This window comes from Stenotrophomonas sp. NRRL B-14846, assembly GCF_050473585.1.
GTDB lineage: Bacteria > Pseudomonadota > Gammaproteobacteria > Xanthomonadales > Xanthomonadaceae > Stenotrophomonas.
The window spans coordinates 2866715-2887972 of the sequence record NZ_JBFLUN010000022.1 but is presented as its reverse complement, the minus strand read 5'-3'; the positions used below and the strand labels follow the sequence as shown (position 1 = coordinate 2887972).

Annotated in this window: 23 protein-coding genes and 1 tRNA gene; 14 read left to right on the top strand and 10 right to left on the bottom strand. The window is 66.4% G+C overall.

Features of this window, described 5'->3' with window-relative positions:
• Positions 1–247: 247 nt before the first annotated feature.
• Complete coding sequence (locus tag AB1281_RS15540) at positions 248–1240, top strand: hypothetical protein (protein WP_430346328.1); 993 nt, start codon at positions 248–250, stop codon at positions 1238–1240.
• 10 nt (positions 1241–1250) lie between these two features.
• The gene (locus AB1281_RS15535; RefSeq protein ID WP_430346327.1) at positions 1251–2702 is read left to right on the top strand and encodes an alanine/glycine:cation symporter family protein; all 1452 of its coding nucleotides are present in this window, start codon (positions 1251–1253) and stop codon (positions 2700–2702) included.
• Positions 2703–2762: 60 nt separating this feature from the next.
• On the opposite strand, the gene AB1281_RS15530 is transcribed toward AB1281_RS15535, so the two are convergent.
• From AB1281_RS15530 to AB1281_RS15515, 4 genes are all read right to left on the bottom strand, one after another.
• Positions 2763–4184, bottom strand: coding sequence for a M28 family peptidase (locus AB1281_RS15530; RefSeq protein WP_075676401.1), 1422 nt, complete (start codon positions 4182–4184; stop codon positions 2763–2765).
• Between the two features lie 225 nt (positions 4185–4409).
• Positions 4410–4814, bottom strand: a complete 405-nt coding sequence (gene mscL / locus AB1281_RS15525) for a large-conductance mechanosensitive channel protein MscL (RefSeq protein WP_014038282.1) — start codon at positions 4812–4814, stop codon at positions 4410–4412.
• A 55-nt stretch (positions 4815–4869) separates the two neighbouring features.
• A complete protein-coding gene (locus tag AB1281_RS15520) occupies positions 4870–5586 on the bottom strand; it encodes a fumarylacetoacetate hydrolase family protein (protein ID WP_430346326.1) in 717 nt (238 codons plus the stop codon).
• 75 nt (positions 5587–5661) lie between these two features.
• On the bottom strand, positions 5662–5943 hold the full coding sequence (locus AB1281_RS15515) for a hypothetical protein (RefSeq protein WP_005410817.1): 282 nt from the start codon (positions 5941–5943) through the stop codon (positions 5662–5664).
• Positions 5944–6121: 178 nt separating this feature from the next.
• On the opposite strand from AB1281_RS15515, the gene AB1281_RS15510 reads away from it, so the two are divergent.
• Positions 6122–6457, top strand: a complete 336-nt coding sequence (locus AB1281_RS15510; RefSeq protein WP_012511947.1) for a Rieske (2Fe-2S) protein — start codon at positions 6122–6124, stop codon at positions 6455–6457.
• A gap of 318 nt (positions 6458–6775) precedes the next feature.
• Here the strand turns inward: AB1281_RS15510 and AB1281_RS15505 are convergent, their stop codons facing one another.
• The 4 genes from AB1281_RS15505 to thiS form a co-directional block, all read right to left on the bottom strand.
• Entirely contained in the window at positions 6776–8623 is a 1848-nt protein-coding gene (locus AB1281_RS15505) for an SLC13 family permease (RefSeq protein WP_430346325.1), read from the bottom strand.
• A 27-nt stretch (positions 8624–8650) separates the two neighbouring features.
• On the bottom strand, positions 8651–9385 hold the full coding sequence (gene trmB / locus AB1281_RS15500; RefSeq protein ID WP_008268324.1) for a tRNA (guanosine(46)-N7)-methyltransferase TrmB: 735 nt from the start codon (positions 9383–9385) through the stop codon (positions 8651–8653).
• Positions 9385–10179, bottom strand: a complete 795-nt coding sequence (locus AB1281_RS15495) for a thiazole synthase (protein WP_005418798.1) — start codon at positions 10177–10179, stop codon at positions 9385–9387. Before AB1281_RS15495 ends, trmB begins: the two co-directional genes overlap by 1 nt.
• A gap of 118 nt (positions 10180–10297) precedes the next feature.
• A complete protein-coding gene (thiS, locus tag AB1281_RS15490; protein WP_430346324.1) occupies positions 10298–10498 on the bottom strand; it encodes a sulfur carrier protein ThiS in 201 nt (66 codons plus the stop codon).
• 207 nt (positions 10499–10705) lie between these two features.
• On the opposite strand from thiS, the gene AB1281_RS15485 reads away from it, so the two are divergent.
• The 3 genes from AB1281_RS15485 to AB1281_RS15475 all read left to right on the top strand — a co-directional run bounded on the left by AB1281_RS15485 (position 10706) and on the right by AB1281_RS15475 (position 13354).
• Positions 10706–12541 (top strand): autotransporter outer membrane beta-barrel domain-containing protein, encoded by a 1836-nt coding sequence (locus AB1281_RS15485; protein WP_135967214.1) that lies wholly within the window; start codon positions 10706–10708, stop codon positions 12539–12541.
• A 115-nt stretch (positions 12542–12656) separates the two neighbouring features.
• Positions 12657–12730: transfer RNA gene (locus tag AB1281_RS15480), tRNA-Gly, on the top strand.
• Between the two features lie 243 nt (positions 12731–12973).
• Positions 12974–13354 carry a DUF805 domain-containing protein gene (locus AB1281_RS15475; RefSeq protein WP_430346323.1) on the top strand — a complete coding sequence of 127 codons (381 nt, stop codon included), beginning with the start codon at positions 12974–12976 and terminating at the stop codon, positions 13352–13354.
• Between the two features lie 32 nt (positions 13355–13386).
• Here the strand turns inward: AB1281_RS15475 and AB1281_RS15470 are convergent, their stop codons facing one another.
• Together AB1281_RS15470 and AB1281_RS15465 are read right to left on the bottom strand one after the other, a co-directional pair.
• Positions 13387–13605 (bottom strand): hypothetical protein, encoded by a 219-nt coding sequence (locus tag AB1281_RS15470; RefSeq protein WP_430346322.1) that lies wholly within the window; start codon positions 13603–13605, stop codon positions 13387–13389.
• 3 nt (positions 13606–13608) lie between these two features.
• Positions 13609–14205 carry an ArsR/SmtB family transcription factor gene (locus tag AB1281_RS15465; protein WP_430346321.1) on the bottom strand — a complete coding sequence of 199 codons (597 nt, stop codon included), beginning with the start codon at positions 14203–14205 and terminating at the stop codon, positions 13609–13611.
• 43 nt (positions 14206–14248) lie between these two features.
• Between AB1281_RS15465 and AB1281_RS15460 the strand changes: the two genes are divergently transcribed.
• The 8 genes from AB1281_RS15460 to AB1281_RS15425 all read left to right on the top strand — a co-directional run bounded on the left by AB1281_RS15460 (position 14249) and on the right by AB1281_RS15425 (position 21193).
• Positions 14249–15727, top strand: coding sequence for a serine hydrolase domain-containing protein (locus AB1281_RS15460; RefSeq protein ID WP_430346320.1), 1479 nt, complete (start codon positions 14249–14251; stop codon positions 15725–15727).
• Between the two features lie 136 nt (positions 15728–15863).
• Positions 15864–16082 carry a hypothetical protein gene (locus AB1281_RS15455; RefSeq protein ID WP_041863763.1) on the top strand — a complete coding sequence of 73 codons (219 nt, stop codon included), beginning with the start codon at positions 15864–15866 and terminating at the stop codon, positions 16080–16082.
• A gap of 177 nt (positions 16083–16259) precedes the next feature.
• A complete protein-coding gene (gene rimK, locus AB1281_RS15450; protein ID WP_005418651.1) occupies positions 16260–17138 on the top strand; it encodes a 30S ribosomal protein S6--L-glutamate ligase in 879 nt (292 codons plus the stop codon).
• Positions 17139–17396: 258 nt separating this feature from the next.
• The gene (locus AB1281_RS15445) at positions 17397–17876 is read left to right on the top strand and encodes a hypothetical protein (RefSeq protein WP_430346319.1); all 480 of its coding nucleotides are present in this window, start codon (positions 17397–17399) and stop codon (positions 17874–17876) included.
• 95 nt (positions 17877–17971) lie between these two features.
• Positions 17972–18442 carry a hypothetical protein gene (locus AB1281_RS15440; RefSeq protein WP_430346318.1) on the top strand — a complete coding sequence of 157 codons (471 nt, stop codon included), beginning with the start codon at positions 17972–17974 and terminating at the stop codon, positions 18440–18442.
• 115 nt (positions 18443–18557) lie between these two features.
• Entirely contained in the window at positions 18558–19019 is a 462-nt protein-coding gene (locus tag AB1281_RS15435) for a hypothetical protein (RefSeq protein ID WP_430346317.1), read from the top strand.
• A gap of 163 nt (positions 19020–19182) precedes the next feature.
• Complete coding sequence (locus AB1281_RS15430; RefSeq protein ID WP_005410804.1) at positions 19183–19860, top strand: response regulator transcription factor; 678 nt, start codon at positions 19183–19185, stop codon at positions 19858–19860.
• Positions 19823–21193 carry a sensor histidine kinase gene (locus AB1281_RS15425; protein WP_032957212.1) on the top strand — a complete coding sequence of 457 codons (1371 nt, stop codon included), beginning with the start codon at positions 19823–19825 and terminating at the stop codon, positions 21191–21193. Before AB1281_RS15430 ends, AB1281_RS15425 begins: the two co-directional genes overlap by 38 nt.
• Positions 21194–21258 lie beyond the last annotated feature (65 nt).

Below are 21258 nucleotides of genomic sequence, written 5' to 3'. Positions count from 1 at the left end.
TTTCATCGCGTGGTGACCTGGAACCCGGCCTCGTGGCCGGGTTTTTTGCGCGGATTCCGCAACGCTCGGCGTGATCGTGCGGATCGCACGCGGGATGCCGCCTGCAAAGCATGCTGATTGCGACCGATCACGATGCATCAAGCATGCTTGATGCATGAGTACGCATTTTTAGAATTTGTCTCATTGTTGGGCCGCATCCTGCATCGCACGGTGGACCTCCATCCAACGTCGAACAGGAGTGGTTCCCATGCATCGAATCCAACACCACGCAATGCGCGCATCCCTGCTGCTGGTGCTGTGCGCGCTTGCGGCCCCCGCGGTGCAGGCCGAAGAGCGCAGCCTGGACGGGGTCAATTTCACCGGGCCGTTGATCACCCCCAATCCGGCCGGCCTGCCGCAGGGCAACTGGTACATCGAACCCTATCTGGTGCGCGTCGACAGCCGCGCCCACTACGACAACAACGGTGATCGCCGCCGCAGTGCCGAGCACAGCGGTGCATGGGCCACGGTGGTCCCGATCATCTACGGCTTCAGCGACCGCGTGATGGGCCAGGTCAATCTCAGTGCATCGCGCTCGGAGTCCGGCAGTGCGCGCAGCAGCGGCTTCCGTGCCGGTGACACCACCGCGCGGCTGCAGTACCTGCTGCAGGCGCCGAATGCCGATGGCACCCGTCCGGCCATCTCGGTCGCGCTGGTGCAGCGATTCAGCACCGGCAGCCACGATCGCATCACCGGCAATCCGCTCGATGCGCAGGGCGACGGCGTGCAGCGCACCACCGCCGCGTTGGGCGTGCAGCAGGTGGTGTGGCTGGGCAATGACCGCCCCGTGCGCTGGCGCGCCCAGCTCAGTGCCGGGCCGGCACCATCGCGCACCGCCATTTCCGGCACCAGCGTCTACGGCACCGATGACAGCTTCCAGGGACATATCTCCCGCGGGTCGGTGCTGGGCCTGTCGGTCGGCGCCGAGTACAGCTTCAATTCGCGCTGGGTGGGCGTGATGGAGGTGGCCGCCAGCCGCGAAACCGGCCAGCGCCTGAGCGGCTTCGCACGCAACAGCAGCGGTGCGATCGAACGGATCGAAGAGCATCGCCCGGCCAGCCGCAGCGTCACCCTGGCGCCGGCCGTGGAGTACCACTTCAGCCCGTCACTGGGCCTGATCGCGGGCGTGGAGTTCAGCGTGGCCGGCCGCAACACCAGCCGCATCATCAGCCCCCAGGTCGCCCTGGGCATGTTCTTCTGAGGGGCCGCCGATGAACATCGAATTCATCGTCAACGCGATCCTCGGCGTCGTCTGGAGCCCTTATCTGGTGGTGCTGTGCCTGCTCACCGGCCTGTACTTCAGCGTGCGCACGCGCTTCATCCAGTTGCGGGCATTGCCCGACATGCTGCGCCTGATGTTCCGCCATGAGCGCTCGGATGCCGGCGTCTCGCCGTTCCAGGCGTTGTCGCTTTCGCTGTCCAGCCGCGTGGGTGTCGGCAACATCGCCGGCGTCGCCATGGCCATCGCCTTCGGTGGCCCCGGCGCGATCTTCTGGATGTGGATCGTCGCCTTCCTCGGTGCGTCCAGTGCCTTCATCGAATCCACGCTGGCGCAGATCTACAAGGATCGCGATGCCAAGGGGCAGTACCGCGGCGGCCCGGCCTACTACATCGAAAAAGGCCTCGGCCAGCGCTGGTACGCGGTGCTGTTCGCACTGGTGACCGTGCTGGCCGGCGCGATGCTGGCCGGCACGCAGTCCAACGCCATCACCAGTGCGGTGAACGAAGCCTGGGATGTGCCGGTGATGACGACCACTGCCGTCCTGCTGGTAGTGCTGGGCGCCATCCTCATCGGCGGCGTGCGCCGCATCGCGCGGGTTGCCGAATGGGTGGTGCCGCTGATGGCCGTGGCCTACCTGCTGGTCGCGGCGCTGGTGATGGTGCTCAACGCGGAGAAAGTGCCGGAGGTGATCATGCTGGTGCTGCGTAGCGCCTTCGGTGTGGATGCAGCGTTCGGTGCAATGATCGGCACCGCCATCCAGTGGGGCGTGCGCCGTGGCGTACTGTCCAACGAGGCCGGCATGGGCAGCGGCGCGCATCCGGCCGCCGCCGCCGAAGTTTCGCATCCGGTCAAGCAGGGCCTGGTGCAGTCGTTCTCGGTCTACATCGACACCATGGTGGTGTGCAGCGCCACCGCGTTCCTGATCCTGTCCACCGGCCTGTACAACGTCTACGACCCGGCAGTGAATGGCATTCCGGATGAGGCGCGCCTGCTGCTGGGCAACCTGCCCGGCGTCGAGGCCGGGCCGCGCTTCGTGCAGCATGCGGTGGAATCCGCGTTGCCGGGCTTCGGCCGCTCGTTCGTGGCGCTGGCGATCCTGCCGTTCGCGTTCACCACCATCCTGGCGCTGTACTACATGGCGGAGACCAACATCAGCTACCTGTGCCGTGATCGTCCGGCGCCGTGGGCGATGGGCGGGTTCCAGCTGCTGTTCCTGGCCGCGACCGGTTACTCAGCGGTGAACAGTGCAACGATCGCGTGGTCGTTAGGCGATATCGGCGTCGGCCTGATGAGCTGGTTGAATATCATCGCCATCCTGCTGCTGCAAAGGCCTGCCCTGGCCGCACTGCGCGACTACGAGGCGCAGAAGCGCAAGCAGCGTGATCCGCTGTTCAAGCCGCAGACGATCGGGGTAAGCAACACCCGGGTCTGGGAGAGCTAATACGATCAGGGGTCAGACCCCTCGCCAAGGGCGAGGGCTCTGACCCCCTGTGTCACCGCGTCACTCGTTCGGCGGCGTGGTCGCCTTGGCCTCGCTGCCGAAGCTGCCGTCGGCTTCCGCCGCCAGGTACGCGAACACGGTGTACGCGGCGACGTTCTGCGCCAGCGCCTTCGGGTCGATCTTGTCCAGCGTGTCGTCGGCGGTGTGGTGCAGGTGGAAGTAGTCCGAGCCATCCTGCGCCAGCCATGCCCACGCACCGCCCTTGGCGGCCAGGGGGCCGACGTCCGGGCCCGGGCCACCCTTGTCGGCCTGGTACTCGATGCCCAGCGGCTTCATCACCTCGGCAATCTGCTTCGTCGCTTCGCGCGAGCCTTCCGGGTTCGGCGAACCGGTGTTGAAGGCATAGATGCGGCCGGCACCGAAGTCGCTCTCGGCGGCCAACTGGTGCAGGGCCACGTCCTTGGCGTGTGCCTCGGCATAGGCCTTGCCGCCGTAGAGGCCCTGTTCCTCGTTGGCGAAGGCGATCACGCGGATGGTGCGCTTCGGTGCCTGCTTCAGCTGGCCGATCAGGTGGCCGGCGGCCATGGTGATGCCCACGCCGGCGCCGTCATCCACCGCGCCGGTGCCCAGGTCCCACGAATCCAGGTGACCGCCGATCACCACCACTTCCTTCGGCAGGCTGCGGCCGGTGATCTCGCCGATCACGTTGTACGAGGTGGCGGTGCCATCCCAGCCGCAGTCCAGCGCCACCTTCACCGTGGTGCTGCCACGCGCCAGCAGGCGGGCCAGCTGGTCGGCGTCGGGCACCGACAGCGCCGCCGACGGCACTGGCGTCAGGCCATCGTCGAAACGGGTGATGCCGGTGTGCGGCACGCGGTGCGAGTCGGTACCGGCCGAGCGCATCAGGAAGCCGACCGCGCCCTTGCGGATTGCCTCGGACGGGCCCTTGCTGCGGATCGCGCCGCCACGGCCGTAGTCGCGGCCATCGCGGAAGGGCAGCATCTGGTAATCGACGAAGGCGATCTTGCCCTTCAGCGAACCCGCCGGTGCCGCCTGCAGCGCGGCCAGGTCGGCGAAGCGAACCACTTCGGCCTCCACGGTGCCGCCCGGGCTGCCACCCAGTGCAGTGATCTGCAGCGGCTGCGGATTCTTGCCGGTCACGGCAGCGTGTTCACTGCGGCGCTCCCACTTCGGGAACGTCACCGGCTCCTTCCACACCTTGTCGAAGCCCAGGGCCTTGAACTTGGCTTCGGCCCAGGCCACGGCGCGGGCGTCGGCCTCGCTGCCGGCGATGCGCGGGCCGATCTCGGTGGTGAGCGATTCGACCACCTTCCAGCCGGTGTCATCGGCCAGCGCCTGGTCGCGCAGCTGCGCGGCGGTGGCCAGCGAGGCGGGGGGCAGGGTGGTGGTGTGCGGCGCCGCGAAGGCCGGGCCGGCCAGCAGGGCGAGGGAGGATGCGATGGCAAGGAGGCGGCGACGCATGGACAACTCCGGGAAGGGACCTAAGCCTTGGAGCTTAACAGTCGTTCAGCCCGGCGCATGGGCGGGAGGTCATGGCTGGCGCGAACGCTGTTTTCCGCCATGTCCGGCAAAACGAAAGCCCCGCCGGGGCGGGGCTTTCGTGCAGTCGCGGTAGTGCCGGCCGCTGGCCGGCTCCCGCATGTCCCGATGTTGCCGGCCAGCGGCCGGCACTACCGTTCTGCGGCCTTATTTCTTCAGGCTGTCGCGGATCTCGCGCAGCAGCACCACTTCCTCGGCCGGTGCGGCCGGGGCGGCTTCCTGCTTGCGCGACAGGCGGTTGATCGCCTTGACCACGATGAAGATGGCGAAGGCCACGATCACGAACTGGATGATCGTATTGATGAAGTCGCCGTAGCCAACCACCACGGCCGGAATCTCCTTGCCATCGGGACCCAGGTGAGCCGGCGACAGGGTCCAGGCCAGACTGGAGAAGTCCACGCGGCCGATCAGGTAGCCCAGCGGCGGCATGATGATCTTCTCGACCAGTGCGGTCACGATCTTGCCGAAGGCCGCGCCGATCACCACGCCGACGGCGAGGTCGATGACGTTGCCGCGCATCGCGAATTCCTTGAACTCGGTGAGCATTCCCATTGTTGTTTTTCTCCGGTGGGGGAAGTGGACAGCGCGCAGGGTAGCGCAGGTGATGTCAGCCGGCGATCACGCCGTGGCGCTCGGCCACGTTTTCCAGGCGGGCACTGAAGCGGTCGCCGGGCTTCAGTGCAGCCACCCCGGACGGGGTGCCCATGAACACCAGGTCGCCGGCACGCAGCTGCCACAGCTTGGACAGCTCATGCAGGATCTCCGGCACGTTCCAGATCATCTGGTCGAGCAGCGCCTGCTGGCGCACTTCGCCGTTGACTTCCAGCGACAGGTTCAGTGCGGCCAGGTCGCCGACTTCCTCGGCGTGGACGATCTCGCTGATCGGCGCGGAGGCATCGAAGCCCTTGGCCGCATCCCACGGGTGGCCCTTGTCCTTGGCGGCGGCCTGCAGGTCGCGGCGGGTCAGGTCCAGGCCGACGGCGTAGCCATAGACCAGTGCGTCGGCATCGGCCACCGCCAGCTCGCCGGCGGGCGCATCGCGGCCGATCGCCACCACCAGCTCCACTTCGTGGTGCAGGTTGGCGGTCGCCGGCGGGTAGGGGATGGCATCGTCGTGGCCGACCACGATCGCATCGGCCGGCTTGCTGAAGAACATCGGGCGGCCACGGTCATCGGCCGCCGGCACCGCCGCGCCCATTTCGCGGGCGTGGTCGGCGAAGTTGCGGCCGACGCAGTAGACGCGGTGCACGGGGAAACTGCCGCCACCGGCTACCGGCACACGCGGCAGGGCTACGGCAGGGATCACATCGGAGACATCGGACATGCGGGCATCCAGGAAGGGCGTGCCCGCAGTCTAGAACGCATGGCGCCCGCCGTCAGCGGGCTCGCAACAGGTGGATCAGCGCGAGGCCGGCAACACCGGCTTGCGCACCACGCGGTACTCGCCTTCGACCACGGTCGGGTCGACCGGACGGGCGACGCCCGGCTTGCGCGAGGCCAGCAGCTTCCACGCCAGGCCGACCAGGATCATTGCCGCACCGACGAATACACCGATGAACACCATCGCGGCCAGGATCGCCAGGCCAAGCAGGCCCACGGCAACGCGCACCAGCGGGTGGCGCGGCTTGCGCGGCGCGAACAGGGTGCGGAACTGGTTGAAGGCGGATGCGCGATTGAACATGGCGGCTCGATAGGCTGGGATCAGCGAAACCAGAGTATCGGGACGCGCCACTGTCATTGAGTGAAAAACTCGTTAAATATAGCGTGTGCTTATTACGGATCAATGACTTGTGTTCATGTCGCAGCCAGTCACCTGAGTGGGCGTGCGACAATGCCGGTTTACTGTCCGAGCCTTCGCCATGACTGCCGCTGCTGCCCTGATCGCCCTTGATGCCATTGCCGATGGCGCGTTTGCCGAGGTCGAAGCGGTGGTTGATGGCGATGCCGAATCGCTGGTGCTGTACCGCGACGGCGCGCAGGTGCGCGCGTTCCTGAACATCTGCCCGCACGCCGGCCGCCGCCTGGACTGGGCCCCGGGCCAGTTCCTGAAGAGCCGCGAGGGCCACCTGGTGTGCGCCGCGCACGGCGCCTCGTTCGCGCTGGACAGTGGCGACTGCATCGCCGGCCCGTGCAAGGGCGATCGCCTGCGCGCAGTGCCGGTGGACGTGCGCGACGGGCAGGTCTACCTGGCTTGAGGCCAGAAGCAGTCGAGCACGGCTCGACTCTACAAAAGCCGTGTCGACCAAGGTAGACAGCTACCAGAGCGAGATCCGTGCCGACCAACGGTCGGCACCCACCACCAGCCGCGTGAAACTGTCGAAGGCGGGGCACTGTGGGTTTGCGGGGTGTGAGCGGCATGGATGCCGCGACCAAGCCCCCATGGATGGGTTTACGGCGTCCCCGCAAACCCACAGTGCCTCGCCATCCCACGGAATGCCCGCTGTTGCTGTTGCTGTTGCTGTTGCTTCGGCTTCTGCGGGTGCAGGGCGCAGCCCTGCCAACAAACTCCAACCTCAGAACATCAGGTTGATCATCAACACCACCACCAGCGTGTAGATCAGCGACAACGGTCCGCCGACCCGCCACATCTCGCGTGGGGTGTAGTTGGCCGGCCCCGTGATCATCGAGATCACCGGGTTGGAGGCCGTCATCAGGTTGTTGGACGCCGACAGCGCCACGATCAGCGCGAACGCGGTCGGGTTGCCACCCGCCGCCAACGCCAGGTTCACCGCGATCGGCACCATCACGATGGTCGCGCCCACATGGCTGATCACCAGCGAGAACGCCGTGGTCAGCAGCGCCAGTGCCACCTCCAGCACCCACACCGGAATGCCAGTGGGCAGCTTGTCGATGGTGTGGCCGGCCACCCACGCCGCCGCGCCACTGGAGTCCATCGCCCAGCCGAGCGGAATCAGCCCGGCCATCATGAACACCGTCTTCCAGTTGATCGAGGCATAGGCCTCGTCCATGCGCAGCACGCCGGTCAGCAGCATGCCGGCCACGCCGGTCATCAGCGTCAGCGCCACCGGCAGCTTGCTGGTCAGCGCGATCAGGATGGTCAGCGCGAAGATCGCCATTGCGATCTTGAACTTGTGCGGGCGCTGCTCGCCGGTCGGGTAGTCGGTCACCACCACGAAGTCGCGGCTGCGGGCGGCCTGCGCCAGGTCGGTCCAGATGCTGTGGAACACCAGCATGTCACCGGCGCGCAGCTGCACGTCGCGCACGTCCTCGCGGATCACCTGCTTGTCGCGGTTGATCGCCAGCAGGCTGATGCCGCGCTCCTTGCGCAGGCGCAGGTCGGCCGCGCTCTTGCCGATCACGTTCGAGGTCGGTGGCACCACCGCCTCGGAAATGCCGGCGCGGCTGGGATTGAACAGGTCGCCCAGGTGCTTCAGGCGCGAGGACATACGCAGGAACTGGTTCTGCGCGAAGTCGCTGATCTGTTCGCGCGGGCCCATCGCACCGAGCACGCTGCCGACCCAGATGCGCATCTCCGCCGGTGGTGCCAGGCGGGTGTCGTTGCCGGTCTTCAGGGCCAGCAGCAGCGGTGCATCGTGCAGGGTCTCGGCCTCGCCCAGGGTCATGCCGACCAGCGGGCTTTCGGCGGTCACCACCAGCTCGAACACATCGCCTTCAATGCCATAGGTCTTGGCGAAGTAGCTCTCGGTGCGCGCCGGGGTGACCCCGTCGTTGACCAGGCTTTCCTCTTCGATCAGCTTGCGGTCGCCGTAGTAGCGGAAATACAGCAGCGAGGCGACCAGCAGCGCCACGCCGATCGGCAGCGGCGCGAACATGCGCAGCGGCTCGATGGTGGCCAGGCCGGAGGGAAGGTTGTTGTTGGCCGAGGCCAGCAGATCGTTCAGCAGGATCAGCGGCGAATTGCCGACCATGGTCAGCGCGCCGCCCATCACGATTGCCGCCGAGATCGGCAGCAGCAGGCGCTGCATCGTCAGGCCGGTGCGCGCCGCCAGTCGCGAGGCGACCGGCAGGTACAACGCCATCACCGACGGGTTCTGCATGAAGGACGAGTTCAGGCCAGCGATGGCCGTGGTCATCATCAGCAGCCGCTGCTCGACACCGTGGCCACGCCGCAGCAGCCAGGCGGCCAGCCGGTTCAGCGCCCCGGTGCGGTCCAGGCCCGCACCGAGGATGGTGGTGGCGATGATGCTCATCACCGCGTTACCGGAGAAACCGCCGAAGATCTCCTCCGGCGCGATCAGCCCGGTGACACCGAGCACCACCAGCACCACCAGCGCGACCACGTCGGCGCGGATGCGCTCGAACAGGAACATCGCCATCGTGAAGCCGACCAGCCCGAGCACGAGCTTCATGTCGTTGGTCAGCGTCAGCGCGGTATCCATGTGGGGCGCAGTGTCCTCAGGCGATCGTCAGGTGCGGTCGTACAGCAGGTCCCAGACGCCGTGGCCGAGCTTCTGGCCGCGGGTCTCGAAGTGGGTCTGCGGGCGCCAGTCCGGGCGCGGCACGCTGCCACGCGGGCCGGCGCGGTTGACCAGGCCGGCGGTGGCATCGAGCACGTCCCACATCTGTTCGGCGTAGTCTTCCCAGTCGGTCGCGCAGTGCAGGCGGCCACCCGGGCGCAGCTTGCGCACCAGCAGGTCGGCGAACGCCGGCTGCAGTAGGCGGCGCTTGTTGTGGCGCTTCTTGTGCCAGGGGTCCGGGAAGTAGATGCGCACTTCATCGAGCGCGCCGTCGGCGATCTCGTTCTGCAGCACTTCCACCGCATCGTGGTGGTACAGGCGCACGTGGTCGGCGTTGTCATCGGCCAGCGCGTTCAGCAGGCGACCCACGCCGGGCGCATGCACTTCGATGCCGATGTAGTCGCGCGACGGGTCGTGCTGGGCGGCGAAGCGCAGCGCGGCACCGTTGCCGAAGCCGATTTCCAGCACCTTGTGCGCCGGGCGGCCGAAGGTGGCGTCCAGGTCACGCGGCTGGCCGTTGTAGTCGATGCCGAAGCGCGGCCAGCGTTCGTCGAACGCGCGCTGCTGGGCGGGGGTGAAGCGTCCCTGGCGCAGCACGAAGCTGCGCACCTCGCGGCGGCCTTCGCTGACGGTGAAGGGCTTGGGCGGGGCCTTGGAACCGGCGCTGTCGAAAGGATTGGTCATCAGCCGATCAGCCCATCCACCGGGGAAGAGGCGCTGGCGTAGCGCTTGCGCGGAATGCGCCCGGCCAGGAAGGCCTCGCGGCCGGCCTCGACCGCCTTGCGCATTGCGCTGGCCATCAGCACCGGGCTGCGTGCGCCGGCGATGGCGGTGTTCATCAGCACGCCGTCGCAGCCCAGCTCCATCGCGATGGCCGCGTCCGACGCGGTGCCGACGCCGGCGTCGACGATGATCGGCACCTTGGCGTCTTCGATGATCTGCAGCAGGTTGTACTTGTTCTGGATGCCCAGGCCCGAACCGATCGGCGCGGCCAGCGGCATCACCGCAGCGCAGCCGATCTCTTCCAGGCGCTTGGCCAGGATCGGGTCGTCGGAGGTGTAGACCATCACCTCGAAGCCGTCCTTGACCAGCTGCTCGGCGGCCTTGAGGGTCTGCATCACGTCCGGGTACAGGGTCTTCTGGTCGCCCAGCACTTCCAGCTTGGTCAGGTTGTGGCCGTCCAGCAGCTCACGGGCCAGGCGGCAGGTGCGCACGGCGTCCTCGGCGGTGTAGCAGCCGGCGGTGTTGGGCAGGATGGTGAAGCGCTCCGGCGGCAGCACGTCCAGCAGGTTCGGCTCGCCCGGGTTCTGCCCGATGTTGGTGCGGCGGATGGCCACGGTGACGATCTGGGCGCCAGCGGCCTCGGTGGCCAGGCGGGTTTCTTCCAGGTCCTTGAACTTGCCGGTGCCGGTCAGCAGCCGCGAGCCATAGGTCTTGCCGGCGATCACCAGCGAATCGGGGGAGACATGAACGTTCATGGCGCGATTATCGCTTATCCGCCTGAAGATGGGGTCACGCAGAGGGCGGGGTCGAGCGTGGGGTCAGATCCCTTTGCCACCGGCAAAGGGATCTGACCCCTGAACACCCGTGTAGGCCTCAGCCCCCACCCAGCGCGTGCACGATCTCCACCACGTCGCCTTCGGCCAGGACGTGCTCGCCGTGGCGGCTGCGGCTGACGATCTCGCCGTTGACCTCCACCGCCACCCGGCGCTGCAGCAGCTGCTCGGCCAGCAGCAGGTCGTGGAGGGTCGCCGAAGTGGGCAGGGTACGGGGTTCGCCATTGAGCTGGATGTTCATCCGGTCATTGTCGCTGATAGCCCGCCGGGATCGGAACGTTTGCAATTTGAACCGGGCGCCAGCTCTGGCACAGCGTGTTTTCACGTGGTCAGGCGACAATCCATGCGGCGGCGCAGCGTGAGCAAAACGCGGCGCAGTGAAACCATTCACCGTGCGCCGGCGTACGTCCGCCGGGTCCTCAACGATTTCCCCACAGGAGTTTCTTACATGCTGCTCAGCAAACGCCCGATCCGCTCCCTGATGGCGGCCGCGATCGCGCTGGCCGCGCTTCCGGCCATGGCAGGCGAATCCCCATATTCCAAGGCCGTGTTCTTCGGTGACAGCCTCACCGATGCCGGCTATTTCCGCCCGCTGCTGCCGGCCGGCGTGCAGCCGGTCACCGGCCAGTTCACCACCAACCCGGGCTGGGTGTGGTCGCAGCAGGTCGCCAACTACTACGGCGTCAACGGCGCCGCCAACGGCAACGGCCAGAGCGGTGACAACTATGCAGTCGGCGGCGCGCGCGTCGGCGTGGACGTGCCGAGCGCGATGGGCACCATCCCGTCGCTGAAGTCGCAGGCGGCCCGTTACCTGGCCGCGAATGGCGGCAAGGCTGACGCCAACGTCCTTTACACGGTGTGGGGCGGTGCCAACGATCTGTTCGCCGCCGCTGCTGCGCCGGCGCAGGCACAGGCCATCATCGGCGCGGCCGTCACCGACCAGATCGCCCTGGTGGGCGCGCTGAAGCAGGCCGGTGCCGAATACGTGCTGGTGCCGAACCTGCCGAACGTCGGCCTGACCCCGGCCTTCCGCGGCCCGAATGCCGCCACCGCCACTGCGCTGTCGGCCGGTTACAACAAGGCCCTGTACGGCGGCCTGAAGCAGGCCGGCATCGAGTTCATCCCGCTCGATACCTTCACCGTGCTGGGTGAAGTGGCTGCCAACCCGGGCATGTACGGCTTCACCAACGTCACCAGCACCGGCTGCAAGATCGATCCGGCCAACTCGACGCAGAGCATCCTGACCTGCAACCCGACCAGCTACGTCAGCCCGGATGCGGCCAACACCTACCTGTTCGCCGATGGCGTGCACCCGACCACCGCCGGCCATCAGCTGCTGGGCCAGTACGCGGTCTCGGTGCTGGAAGCGCCGCGCCTGCAGCAGGTGCTGAGCCACTCGGCACAGACCATCGGCCGCTCGCGTGCCGACCAGGTCAGCATGCACCTGGGCGGTCGTCCGGCTGACGGCCTGTCCTGGTGGGGTGGCGTGCGTGGCGACCTGCAGCGCTACGACCACGCCGACCTGTACGACGGCCTGGCCCCGGCCGGCCTGTTCGGTATCGACTGGGCGCGCGATGGCATGGTGTTCGGCGGCTTCGCCGGCTTCGGCCGCCTCAATGCCGACTTCGGTAACAGCCGTGGCGACTTCACCCAGAAGGACACCACCGCCGGTCTGTTCGCCGGCTGGTATGGCGACCGCATCTGGGTGAACGGCCAGGTCAGCTACACCTGGCTGTCCTATGACGTGAACCGCAAGGTCCAGCTGGGCCCGGCCACCCGCGAGCACGGCGGTTCGCCGGACGGCAGCAACCTGACTGCCGCCCTGAACGCCGGTTACGAGTTCGGCACCGAAGGCGGCTTCCGCCACGGCCCGATCGCCTCGGTGATCTGGCAGAAGGTGAAGATCGACGGCTACACCGAAAGCGCTGCGGCCGGCACCCTGGCCACCGCGCTGGGCTACGACCGCCAGAACGTCGATTCGACCGTCGGCCGCATCGGCTGGCAGGCCCGCTTCGATGGCGGCACCGTCAAGCCGTACGCGCAGGTGACCTACGATCACGAGTTCGAGGACACCAAGCAGGCCAGTGCCTGGCTACAGACCCTGCCGGAACTGGGCAACTACCGCGTGCCGGGCCTGAACTTCGACAAGAACTACGCCACCGTCGTGCTGGGTGCCCGTACCGAACTGTTCGGCCTGCAGAGCAACTTCGGCCTGAGCGCATCGACCGGCCAGAAGCGCGCGCAGGACGCCACCCTGTTCGCCAACTTCAGCGGCACGTTCTAAGCAGCAACCGCCGGGGTCGGATCCCTTTCCGCAAGGAAAGGGCTCTGACCCCTCGCGGATGCGGCGGCCACCATTGCGCTGTACCGGCCGCTCCGCATAGACTTTCACCCGCGCTGCGGGCGTAGCTCAATGGTAGAGCTGTAGCTTCCCAAGCTACTGACGTGGGTTCGATTCCCATCGCCCGCTCCATGTCTCCCAACGGTTTGCGCCGTCTCAGGCGCTCCGTTCCCTCTGCGCTGCTTCACAGTCCATTGCACGGCAGTGGCGTTGCAAGCGCTCTTCTTCCGTACACGCATCCCGGTTGTAGTGGCCGATGGATGGCTTGCCGTATTCGCCGTTCTACCCCGCCGTCAGGTTCAGTCGTGGCTGGGTTTGAAAGTGCTAAAAGATCGTTAGCTGCTGGTTTCCATCACCACGTTGACTGGAGCGTCAATGATCGCTGCACTTGCGCCGTTCAGGCGGTGCCTTGATTTTTCAGGGCGCTCCGACCGCATCGAATTCTGGTCGTTTTCCCTGCTGGGCCTTCTGGTTGCGGGCCTCAGCTACAGCCTGATGAACATTGGCTACTGGCTGATTGGCACTGATCTGTTCGATTGGGAGCTGTCCCGGCAACTTGGGAAACTGGGACAGGTGTTGGCGATCATCGCGGTCCTCGTCTTCCTTCCCCCGATGCTGGCATTGGCCGTGCGTAGACTGCACGACATCGACGAGTCCGGCTGGTACGTAGTCATTGCCTTCATTCCATTGGGTGTGTTCGTTCTGTTCCCCGTCATGCTGCTTCCGGGCAGCGAAGAAGAGAATCGATTCGGCTGACGTCACGTCTGCCAGTGCCGGAATGAAACGCATCACGGCATCTTCTGCGCCAGTCGCTGCGCATAGCCCTCGGTAAAGAATTCCGCCAACGCCTGCTGCTGCGTTGTGTCGATCGCGCGCGAGTCGTTTGACGTGGGTTCGATTCCCATCGCCCGCTCCACTTCAATCTCCCCGTTCGCAACGGATTGACAGGATTGAAGATTCAGGCCGATTGATGAATTCGCGCTCATCCAGCGGGCCCCGCCGATCAAGACTCAGCTCTTGCGCTTATCCGGCACCGAGGCCAGCACCACCGTCAGCAGCAGAGGTTGGCCATCCCCGGCCGCTTCACTGCCTTCCTGGCTGGCCTGTTCGAGTTCGCCTATCAGCGCGTTGATGCGTGCCAACTGGGCAGCGTCGGCACGGAAAGCGAGATGGCGCACGGTGCAGTTGCGCTGGCTTCCCTCGAAGCACGCCGCCGCCTGCGTGGCGGCCGCCGCGAACGCGCGCAGGCTGGCGCCCACCACGCTGCTGGCCACCTTGATCAGGTTCCTGCGCCCACCCGGCGTGCGCAGTGCGTCGGCCGAAGACAGCTGCCGCGATACCACGGCATAGACCGCTTCGGGCCGGCGGCCGGTGCTGCGCCGTTCAACCACCTGCACCAGGCCCGCCGCTTCCAGCCGCTCCAGGTGGTGATAGAGCGCGGTGATCGGGCGCCCCAGGCGCTCGCTCAGCTCCCGCGCGGTGGCCTGGCCGTCGACATCCAGGCGCTGCAGGATCGCCAACCGCGGCGAAGACGCCATGGCGCCCAGCTGGTCCGGGGTCAGCTTCAGTGCGCGCGGGGCAGGGGGGCTTGCTGGGGATCTGCTCATAATTCAAACTATAGATCAAAATTGAATAAATGGCGGCCTGGACATGCGTACTGGATACCTGCGGATCCTCGTCAGTGGCCTTGCTGCCGCTATCGTCACCTGCGGCGGCGCCTCGGCCTCGCCCCCGATGGCATCCAGACCTGCCGGCGGCAGTGGCATTCATGCCACCGCCATCGACCCCGCCGTGGCTCGGCGGATCGATGCCGATATGCAGCAGGTCATGCAGCGCTTCCAGGTGCCCGGCGCGGCCATTGCGGTGACGGTTGACGGCAAGCCTGTCTATTCCAGCGCCTACGGCCTGCGCGATCGCGAGCGCGCGCTGCCGGTGCGTACCGATACACCGTTCGAGATCGGCTCGATCACCAAGCAGTTCACCGCCGCAGCCATCGTGCAGCTGCAGGAAGCGGGCAAGCTGCAGCTGGATGACCCGCTGGCGCGCTATCTGCCGCATGCGCCGCACGCCAGCGAGGTGACCCTGCGCCAGTTGTTGACCCATACCAGCGGGCTGCACGACTACTTCGACGGGCCGGATGCGGAAGTCGACGCTCTGGTGACCCAGCCCATCGACTTCGACCACCTGATCGCGCGCATTGCCGACCAGCCGCTGGACTTCCCGCCGGGCACGCGCTGGTCGTACTCGAATACCGGCTACGCACTGCTCGGCAAGGTGATCGAAACCGTATCGGGCGAGCGCTACCGTGACTATCTGCAGCGGCACCTGCTCGCGCCGCTGGGCATGACGCACACCTTTACCCTGGCCGACACCGACCGCCTGGCCGGCATGGCCGTTGGCTACCGGCATGAGCAAGGCACGCTGCAGCGCGCGCCGTACTTCCACCCGGACTGGAGCGGCGCGGCCGGCTTCCTGGTCAGTACCCTGGACGACCTGGCGCGCTGGGACGCCGGCCTGGGCAGTGGCACGGTGGTGTCCGCAGCCGGCTACGCGCAGATGAAGACCTCCTTCGCCACCGCCGATGGCAAGCCCGTGGGCTACGGCCTCGGCCTGTTCGTGGATTCGGTGTACGGGCAGGCGCGGGTCGGACACACCGGCGGCACGCAGGGCTTCACCACCGCTGACATGTACTTCCCGGACCTTGGCCTGCGCATCGTGGCCTTCAGCAACCTGGGCGACAAGAAACCCGAGGCCGGCATCACCATGACCAACCTGGTGTTCGCCGCACTGCATCCTGAGATCGTCGCGGCCTGGGAACGCCCTGTTGCCGGCGAGGTTGCCGCCATTGGCGAAAGCGCGAAGGCATCGTTCCGCCAGCTGCAGGACGGCACCGACTACAGCGCCTTCAGCGACGACCTGCGTGGCAAGCTGGTGGCCGGCATCGGTGCCGGCATGATGCGTTCCCTGGGCCCTTACGGCGCACCGACCGCCATGGTGTTCAAGGGAACACGCCAGGGTGAAAAAGGAACGCTGTACAGCTATGTGGCCGAGTTCGGCCCGGGGGCGTTCATCGGTTACACGGTACGGCTGGACGAGAAAGGCCGTGTTGCGGGATTCGCGATCGAATGACAGGGCCCAGTGCACAGACGCTTGGCGTGCCCAGCAAAGCCGCTCATCTGCGGCCTTCTTCATTTCTGATTAGTTTCATATCCACGGCCATCCGCGCCCGGTTAACGTTGCCGCATTTTCTACACGGAAAGCAGCGATGGAAACGAAGGACGACGTCGTCGGCAGTATTCACGAGATCTACAAGAACTCCGGTGCCGGCACCTCCCGGCAGCTGGAAGCGCTGCGTGCATTGGGTCGCGCCGGTGGGCCGAAGGCCGCGCAGCTGCTGTGGCAGATCTACAAGAGCACCTCGGCCGGATCGGCCACGCAGATGACCTGCATTGCGGCGCTGGGTGAATCCGCGCGCGGGTTCTGAAGCAGAGTCAGCCCGCATGGTGATGCGACCGTGTGGTGTATCCGTCGGCGGTTACTCCCTCGCCGGAATCGTCGCCGCAGGAGCCCACCACCGGCGGCGCAGGCAGCTCAGGCCAGGCATCATCCACCCGCCACACGCCCGCGCTATGCTTCGCGCCTGCCGACCGAACCCACCGCGATGAAGCTCGCCATCCTGTCCCGCAACAGCTCCCTGTATTCCACCCGTCGGCTGGTCGAGGCGGCGCGCGCGCGCGGCCACACCGTGCGCATCCTGGACCCGTTGCGCTGCTACATGCGCATCGCCGCCGATGGCTTTTCCATGCACTACAAGGGCCGGCCGATGACCGGCGTGGACATGGTCATCCCGCGCATCGGTGCCTCGATCACCCGCTACGGCACCGCGGTGCTGCGCCAGTTCGAGCTGATGGGCGCGCGCACGCCCAATCCGTCCGATGCCATCCTGCGTTCGCGCGACAAGCTGCGCGCGCACCAGCTGCTGGCGGCCAAGGGCATCGACATGCCGGTCACCGTGTTCGGCGACAACCCCGACGACACCGTCGATCTGTTGTCCATGCTCGGCCCGCCGCCGCATGTGGTGAAGCTCAATGAAGGCACCCAGGGGCGCGGCGTGATCCTGACCGAAAAGGCCAGTGCCTCACGCGGCATCGTCGAAGCGCTGCGCGGCCTGTACGCCAACTTCCTGATGCAGGAATTCATCGGCGAAGCCAAGGGCGCCGACCTGCGCTGCTTCGTGGTGGGCGATCAGGTGGTGGCGTCGATGCAGCGGCAGGCACCGGAGGGCGACTTCCGCTCCAACCTGCACGCCGGCGGTACCGCCGTGGCCGCCAAGGCCAGCCGTGCCGAGCAGCAGGTGGCGGTGCGTTCGGCCAAGGCGCTGGGCCTGTCGGTGTGCGGCGTGGACCTGATCCGCTCCGCACGCGGCCCGCTGGTGCTGGAGGTCAACTCCACGCCCGGGCTGGAAGGCATCGAAGCGGCCTGCGGGGTCGACGTGGCCACGCGCATCATCGAGCACGTGGAAAAGATCAAAAAACCCTGATTATTCAGTGCTTTATTAATCTCATGGGCAAATGATCCACGGCTTTAACGAGGCTTTAATCGGCCCCGGCGTAGGCTTCAGCGAACCGCAGCTCTGCCTCTCAGCAGGATCGGTATCGGGATACGACTTCAGGCCCAGGCGGGTGCACCGTCTGGGCCTTTTTTATGCCTGTCGGCCCTGTGCCCAAGGTCTCTTGTGGACGCCGCGTGACGGTCGTAGAGTTGGCCCTTCGTTCCGGGATGGATCGGGAGGTTGGCGATGTACCGCATCATGACGATCGCGTTGCTGCTGGGCCTGTCTGGCGCTGTTGCCGCCAAGCCGGAGAAGGTTGCTGTACAGATGGACCGGCAGGGGTCGGTCACAGAGCAGATGCGCCAGGTGGAAACCGCCCTGGCCGCCCCCGACTATGCCGAACTGTCTGCCGAGGATCGCGGCCAGGTACAGCAGTCGCTGTTGCGTATCCGCCAGCACATGGGCGAGCGCCAGACCGTGCAGGAGCTGCCGCCGCAGCTGCAGGCCGAGGTCTTCAACGAGCAGGAACGCATCAACACCCTGTTGGCGCGTGGCCATGAAGACAGCCGCCAGATCTGCAAGTACGAACGCACCACCGGCAGCAACATGCCCAAGAGCCGCTGCCTGACCGTGGCCGAACGGCGCCGGATCGAAGAGAAAGGCAAGGCGCTGATCAACGACCAGCGCAGCTACAACACGCTCAGCCCACCGCCCGCCGGGCGTTGACCGCACTGCCTTTCGGTCCACCGAGCGTGCGGTGATGGCGTATTGGTGGCACCGCAGGGTCGATGTTCCACTCATGGAAGAACCTGGAGGTAACGATGCAGCGCATGACCCCCGTCGCCCTGATGCTGGGCCTGGCACTGGCCACCACCGCCCACGCCAAGCCCGAGAAAGGGCAGGTGAAGTTCGACGCCAACGCCCCGGTGGCCGAACAGATCCGCAACGTTGAATCGGCGATCAACACCGAGGACTACAGCGAGATCGGGCTGGAAGACAAAAGCCGCGTGCAGCAGGCGCTGGGCCGCATCAAGATCAAGATGGGCGACCACGAGCGTGTGGAGCAGCTGAGCCCGCACGACCGCACCGAGATCTTCAACGACCAGGAAGTGATCAACACGATCATGACCCGCGCCCACGCCGACAGCCGCATGGTCTGCCGCCGCGAACGCACTACCGGCAGCAACATGCCGCAGAGCGTCTGCCTCACCGTGGCCCAGCGCCGCAAGGCGCAGGAAGACAGCCGCAAGGCGCTCAACGACAACCAGCGCTTCAACAACTACAAGCCCTGATCGCTGCCGGACCGATCGCATGCCGCCATCGGTCACCCTGCCGTGCGTCCCTTGTGGACGCATCGGCGGAACCGTAAAGTCGAGACCCTATTCATGGACGAACATGGAGCTCGTCATGTACCGCAAGACCACTCTCGCCCTGATGCTGTCGCTGGGCCTGGTTGCCACCGTGCAGGCCAAGGCGCAGAAGGACACCGTGCAGATGGATTCCTTCACCCCGGTGTCCGAACAGATCCGCCGCGTTGAAACGGCCATGGGCAGCGAGGATTACAGCGAGATCGGGCTGGAGGACAAGAGCCGCGTGCAGCAGGCCTTGAACCGGATCAGGGTCAAGATGAATGGCCGTGAGAAGGTTGACGAACTGGCGCCGCAGGAGCGCAACGACCTGTTCAACGAGCAGGAGATCGTCAACACCATCATGACCCGTGCCCAGGCCGACAGCCGCATGATCTGCCGCCGCGAGCGCCTCACCGGCAGCAACATGCCGACCAGCGTCTGCCTGACGGTCGCCCAGCGTCGCAAGACCCAGGAAGAAAGCCGCCAGGCGCTGACCGACCAGCAGCGCATCAGCCGCTGAACCGGCTGGCGCGGGGGCTTTTGCCGGTGTCGCGCCTTCGGTACGAAATGTTAAGAATGGAACCTGTATCGTTCAGCAGGTAGACGTCGCGTCCACCCGCACAGGGGCATCCTGAGCGGGTGGGCCTGGCCCCCCGACGACCCTTCAAGAACCAGAGGTCCCAGTGCGCATTCTCGTAATCGAAGACAACAGCGATATCGCCGCCAACCTTGGCGACTACCTTGAGGATCGTGGCCACACCGTGGACTTCGCTGCCGACGGCGTGACCGGCCTGCACCTGGCCGTGGTCCACGAGTTCGACGCCATCGTGCTGGACCTGAACCTGCCAGGCATGGATGGCATCGAAGTGTGCCGCAAGCTGCGCAACGAAGCGCGCAAGCAGACCCCGGTGCTGATGCTGACCGCCCGCGACTCGCTGGACAACAAGCTGGCCGGTTTCGATTCCGGCGCCGATGACTACCTGATCAAGCCGTTCGCGCTGCAGGAAGTGGAAGTGCGCTTGAACGCACTGTCGCGCCGCGGCAAGGGCGTGCAGACCCGCGTGCTGGAAACCGGCGATCTGGAATACAACCTGGACACGCTGGAAGTGCGCCGCCAGGGCAAGCTGCTGCAGCTCAACCCGACCGCGCTGAAGATCCTCCAGGCCCTGATGGAGGCCGCGCCGGCCGTGGTCACCCGCCAGGAGCTGGAAACCCGCGTCTGGGGCGAGGAGCTGCCCGACTCGGATTCGCTGCGCGTCCACATCCACGGCCTGCGTGCGGTGGTCGACAAGCCGTTTGAAGTGCCGCTGATCCAGACCCGCCATGGCATCGGATACCGCATCGCCACCCCGGAAGCCTGATTCCGTGGCAACCAAGGGGGAACGCCGGCGTTCGCCGTATCGGCGGCGCCTGCGCAGCCGCATCATCGTCTCGTTCGTGTTGTTGGGCTTCTGCCTGACAACACTGTTCGCGTTCGCCACCAACTGGGCCCGCATGCGCGTGGAAAACCAGCTGGTGGAAGACGTGATGAACCGCAACATCAACGAGTATGTGCGGCGGTTCTACGAGAGCCCGGATCGCAACCCCGACCTGCCCGTGCAGCAGATGCGCGCGCGCCTGATCAAACCTGACAAGTTTGATGCGCTGCGCGAGGAAGAGCCGGACTGGTACGAGTTCAAGGATGGCCTGTACAACATGGGCGGCGTGGACGAGCGTGGTCAGCGCTATTCCTACAAGCTGGCCGTGCGCAAGACGCCCGACGCCTGGGCGTTCCTGGCCTACGACATGACCGACAGCGTGCGCGGTGGGCAGCAGCTCAACCGCGCGCTGGTGCTGTCGGTGCTGGTGTTCAGCCTGTTGTCGCTGGTGCTGGGCTGGTGGTCGGCGTCGAAGGTGATGAAGCCGGTCTCGGACCTGGCCGCGCGGCTGCGCGCCTATCGCGGCGGCACCAGTGATCCCGAGCCGCTGGCACCGCGTTTCCCCGATGACGAAGTGGGGCAGCTGGCGCAGGCGCTGGATGATTATTCGTCGCGGTTGACCGAAGTGGTGCAGCGCGACCGTGAGTTCAATGCCGACGTCAGCCACGAGCTGCGCACGCCGCTGGCGGTGATCCGTGGTGCCACCGAACTGCTGCTGACCCGGCCCGGCCTGGATGAGAAGGTGCTGCAGCGCCTGCAGCGCATCCAGCGCGCCGAACAGCAGTGCAGCGACCTGATCGGCGCACTGCTGCTGCTGTCGCGCAACGAGCGCGGGCAGGGCACCAGCAACGTCGCCCGCGTGGCCGAACAGCTGCTGGATGCTCACCGCGCCCAGTTGGGTGGCAAGCCGCTGGAGCTGGCGCTGGAAGGCGAGCGCAACCTGGTGATCGATGCGCCCGAGGCGGCGTTGTCGGTGGCGCTGGGCAACCTGATCGGCAACGCAGTGAAGTACTCGCAGGATGGCGAAGTGCGCGTCTTTGTCGGCAGCAATTCGGTGTCGGTGACTGACAGTGGCCCGGGCCTGAGCGAAGAAGATGCCGCCAAGCTGTTCCAGCGTGGCTATCGCGGTACGCATGCTGGCCATTCGCAGGGCGGTGGCATCGGCCTGTCGATCGTCAGCCGCCTGTGCGATCTGTACGGCTGGCAGGTGAGCGTGCGCCCCGGCGGCGAGCGCGGCGTGATCGCCACACTGACGTTCTCGCCGAAGCCGTTGTAAGAGCCCCTGCATTGGTGGGTGCCGACCTTGGTCGGCACGAATCCAGCCAATGCTGCATCGCGCCC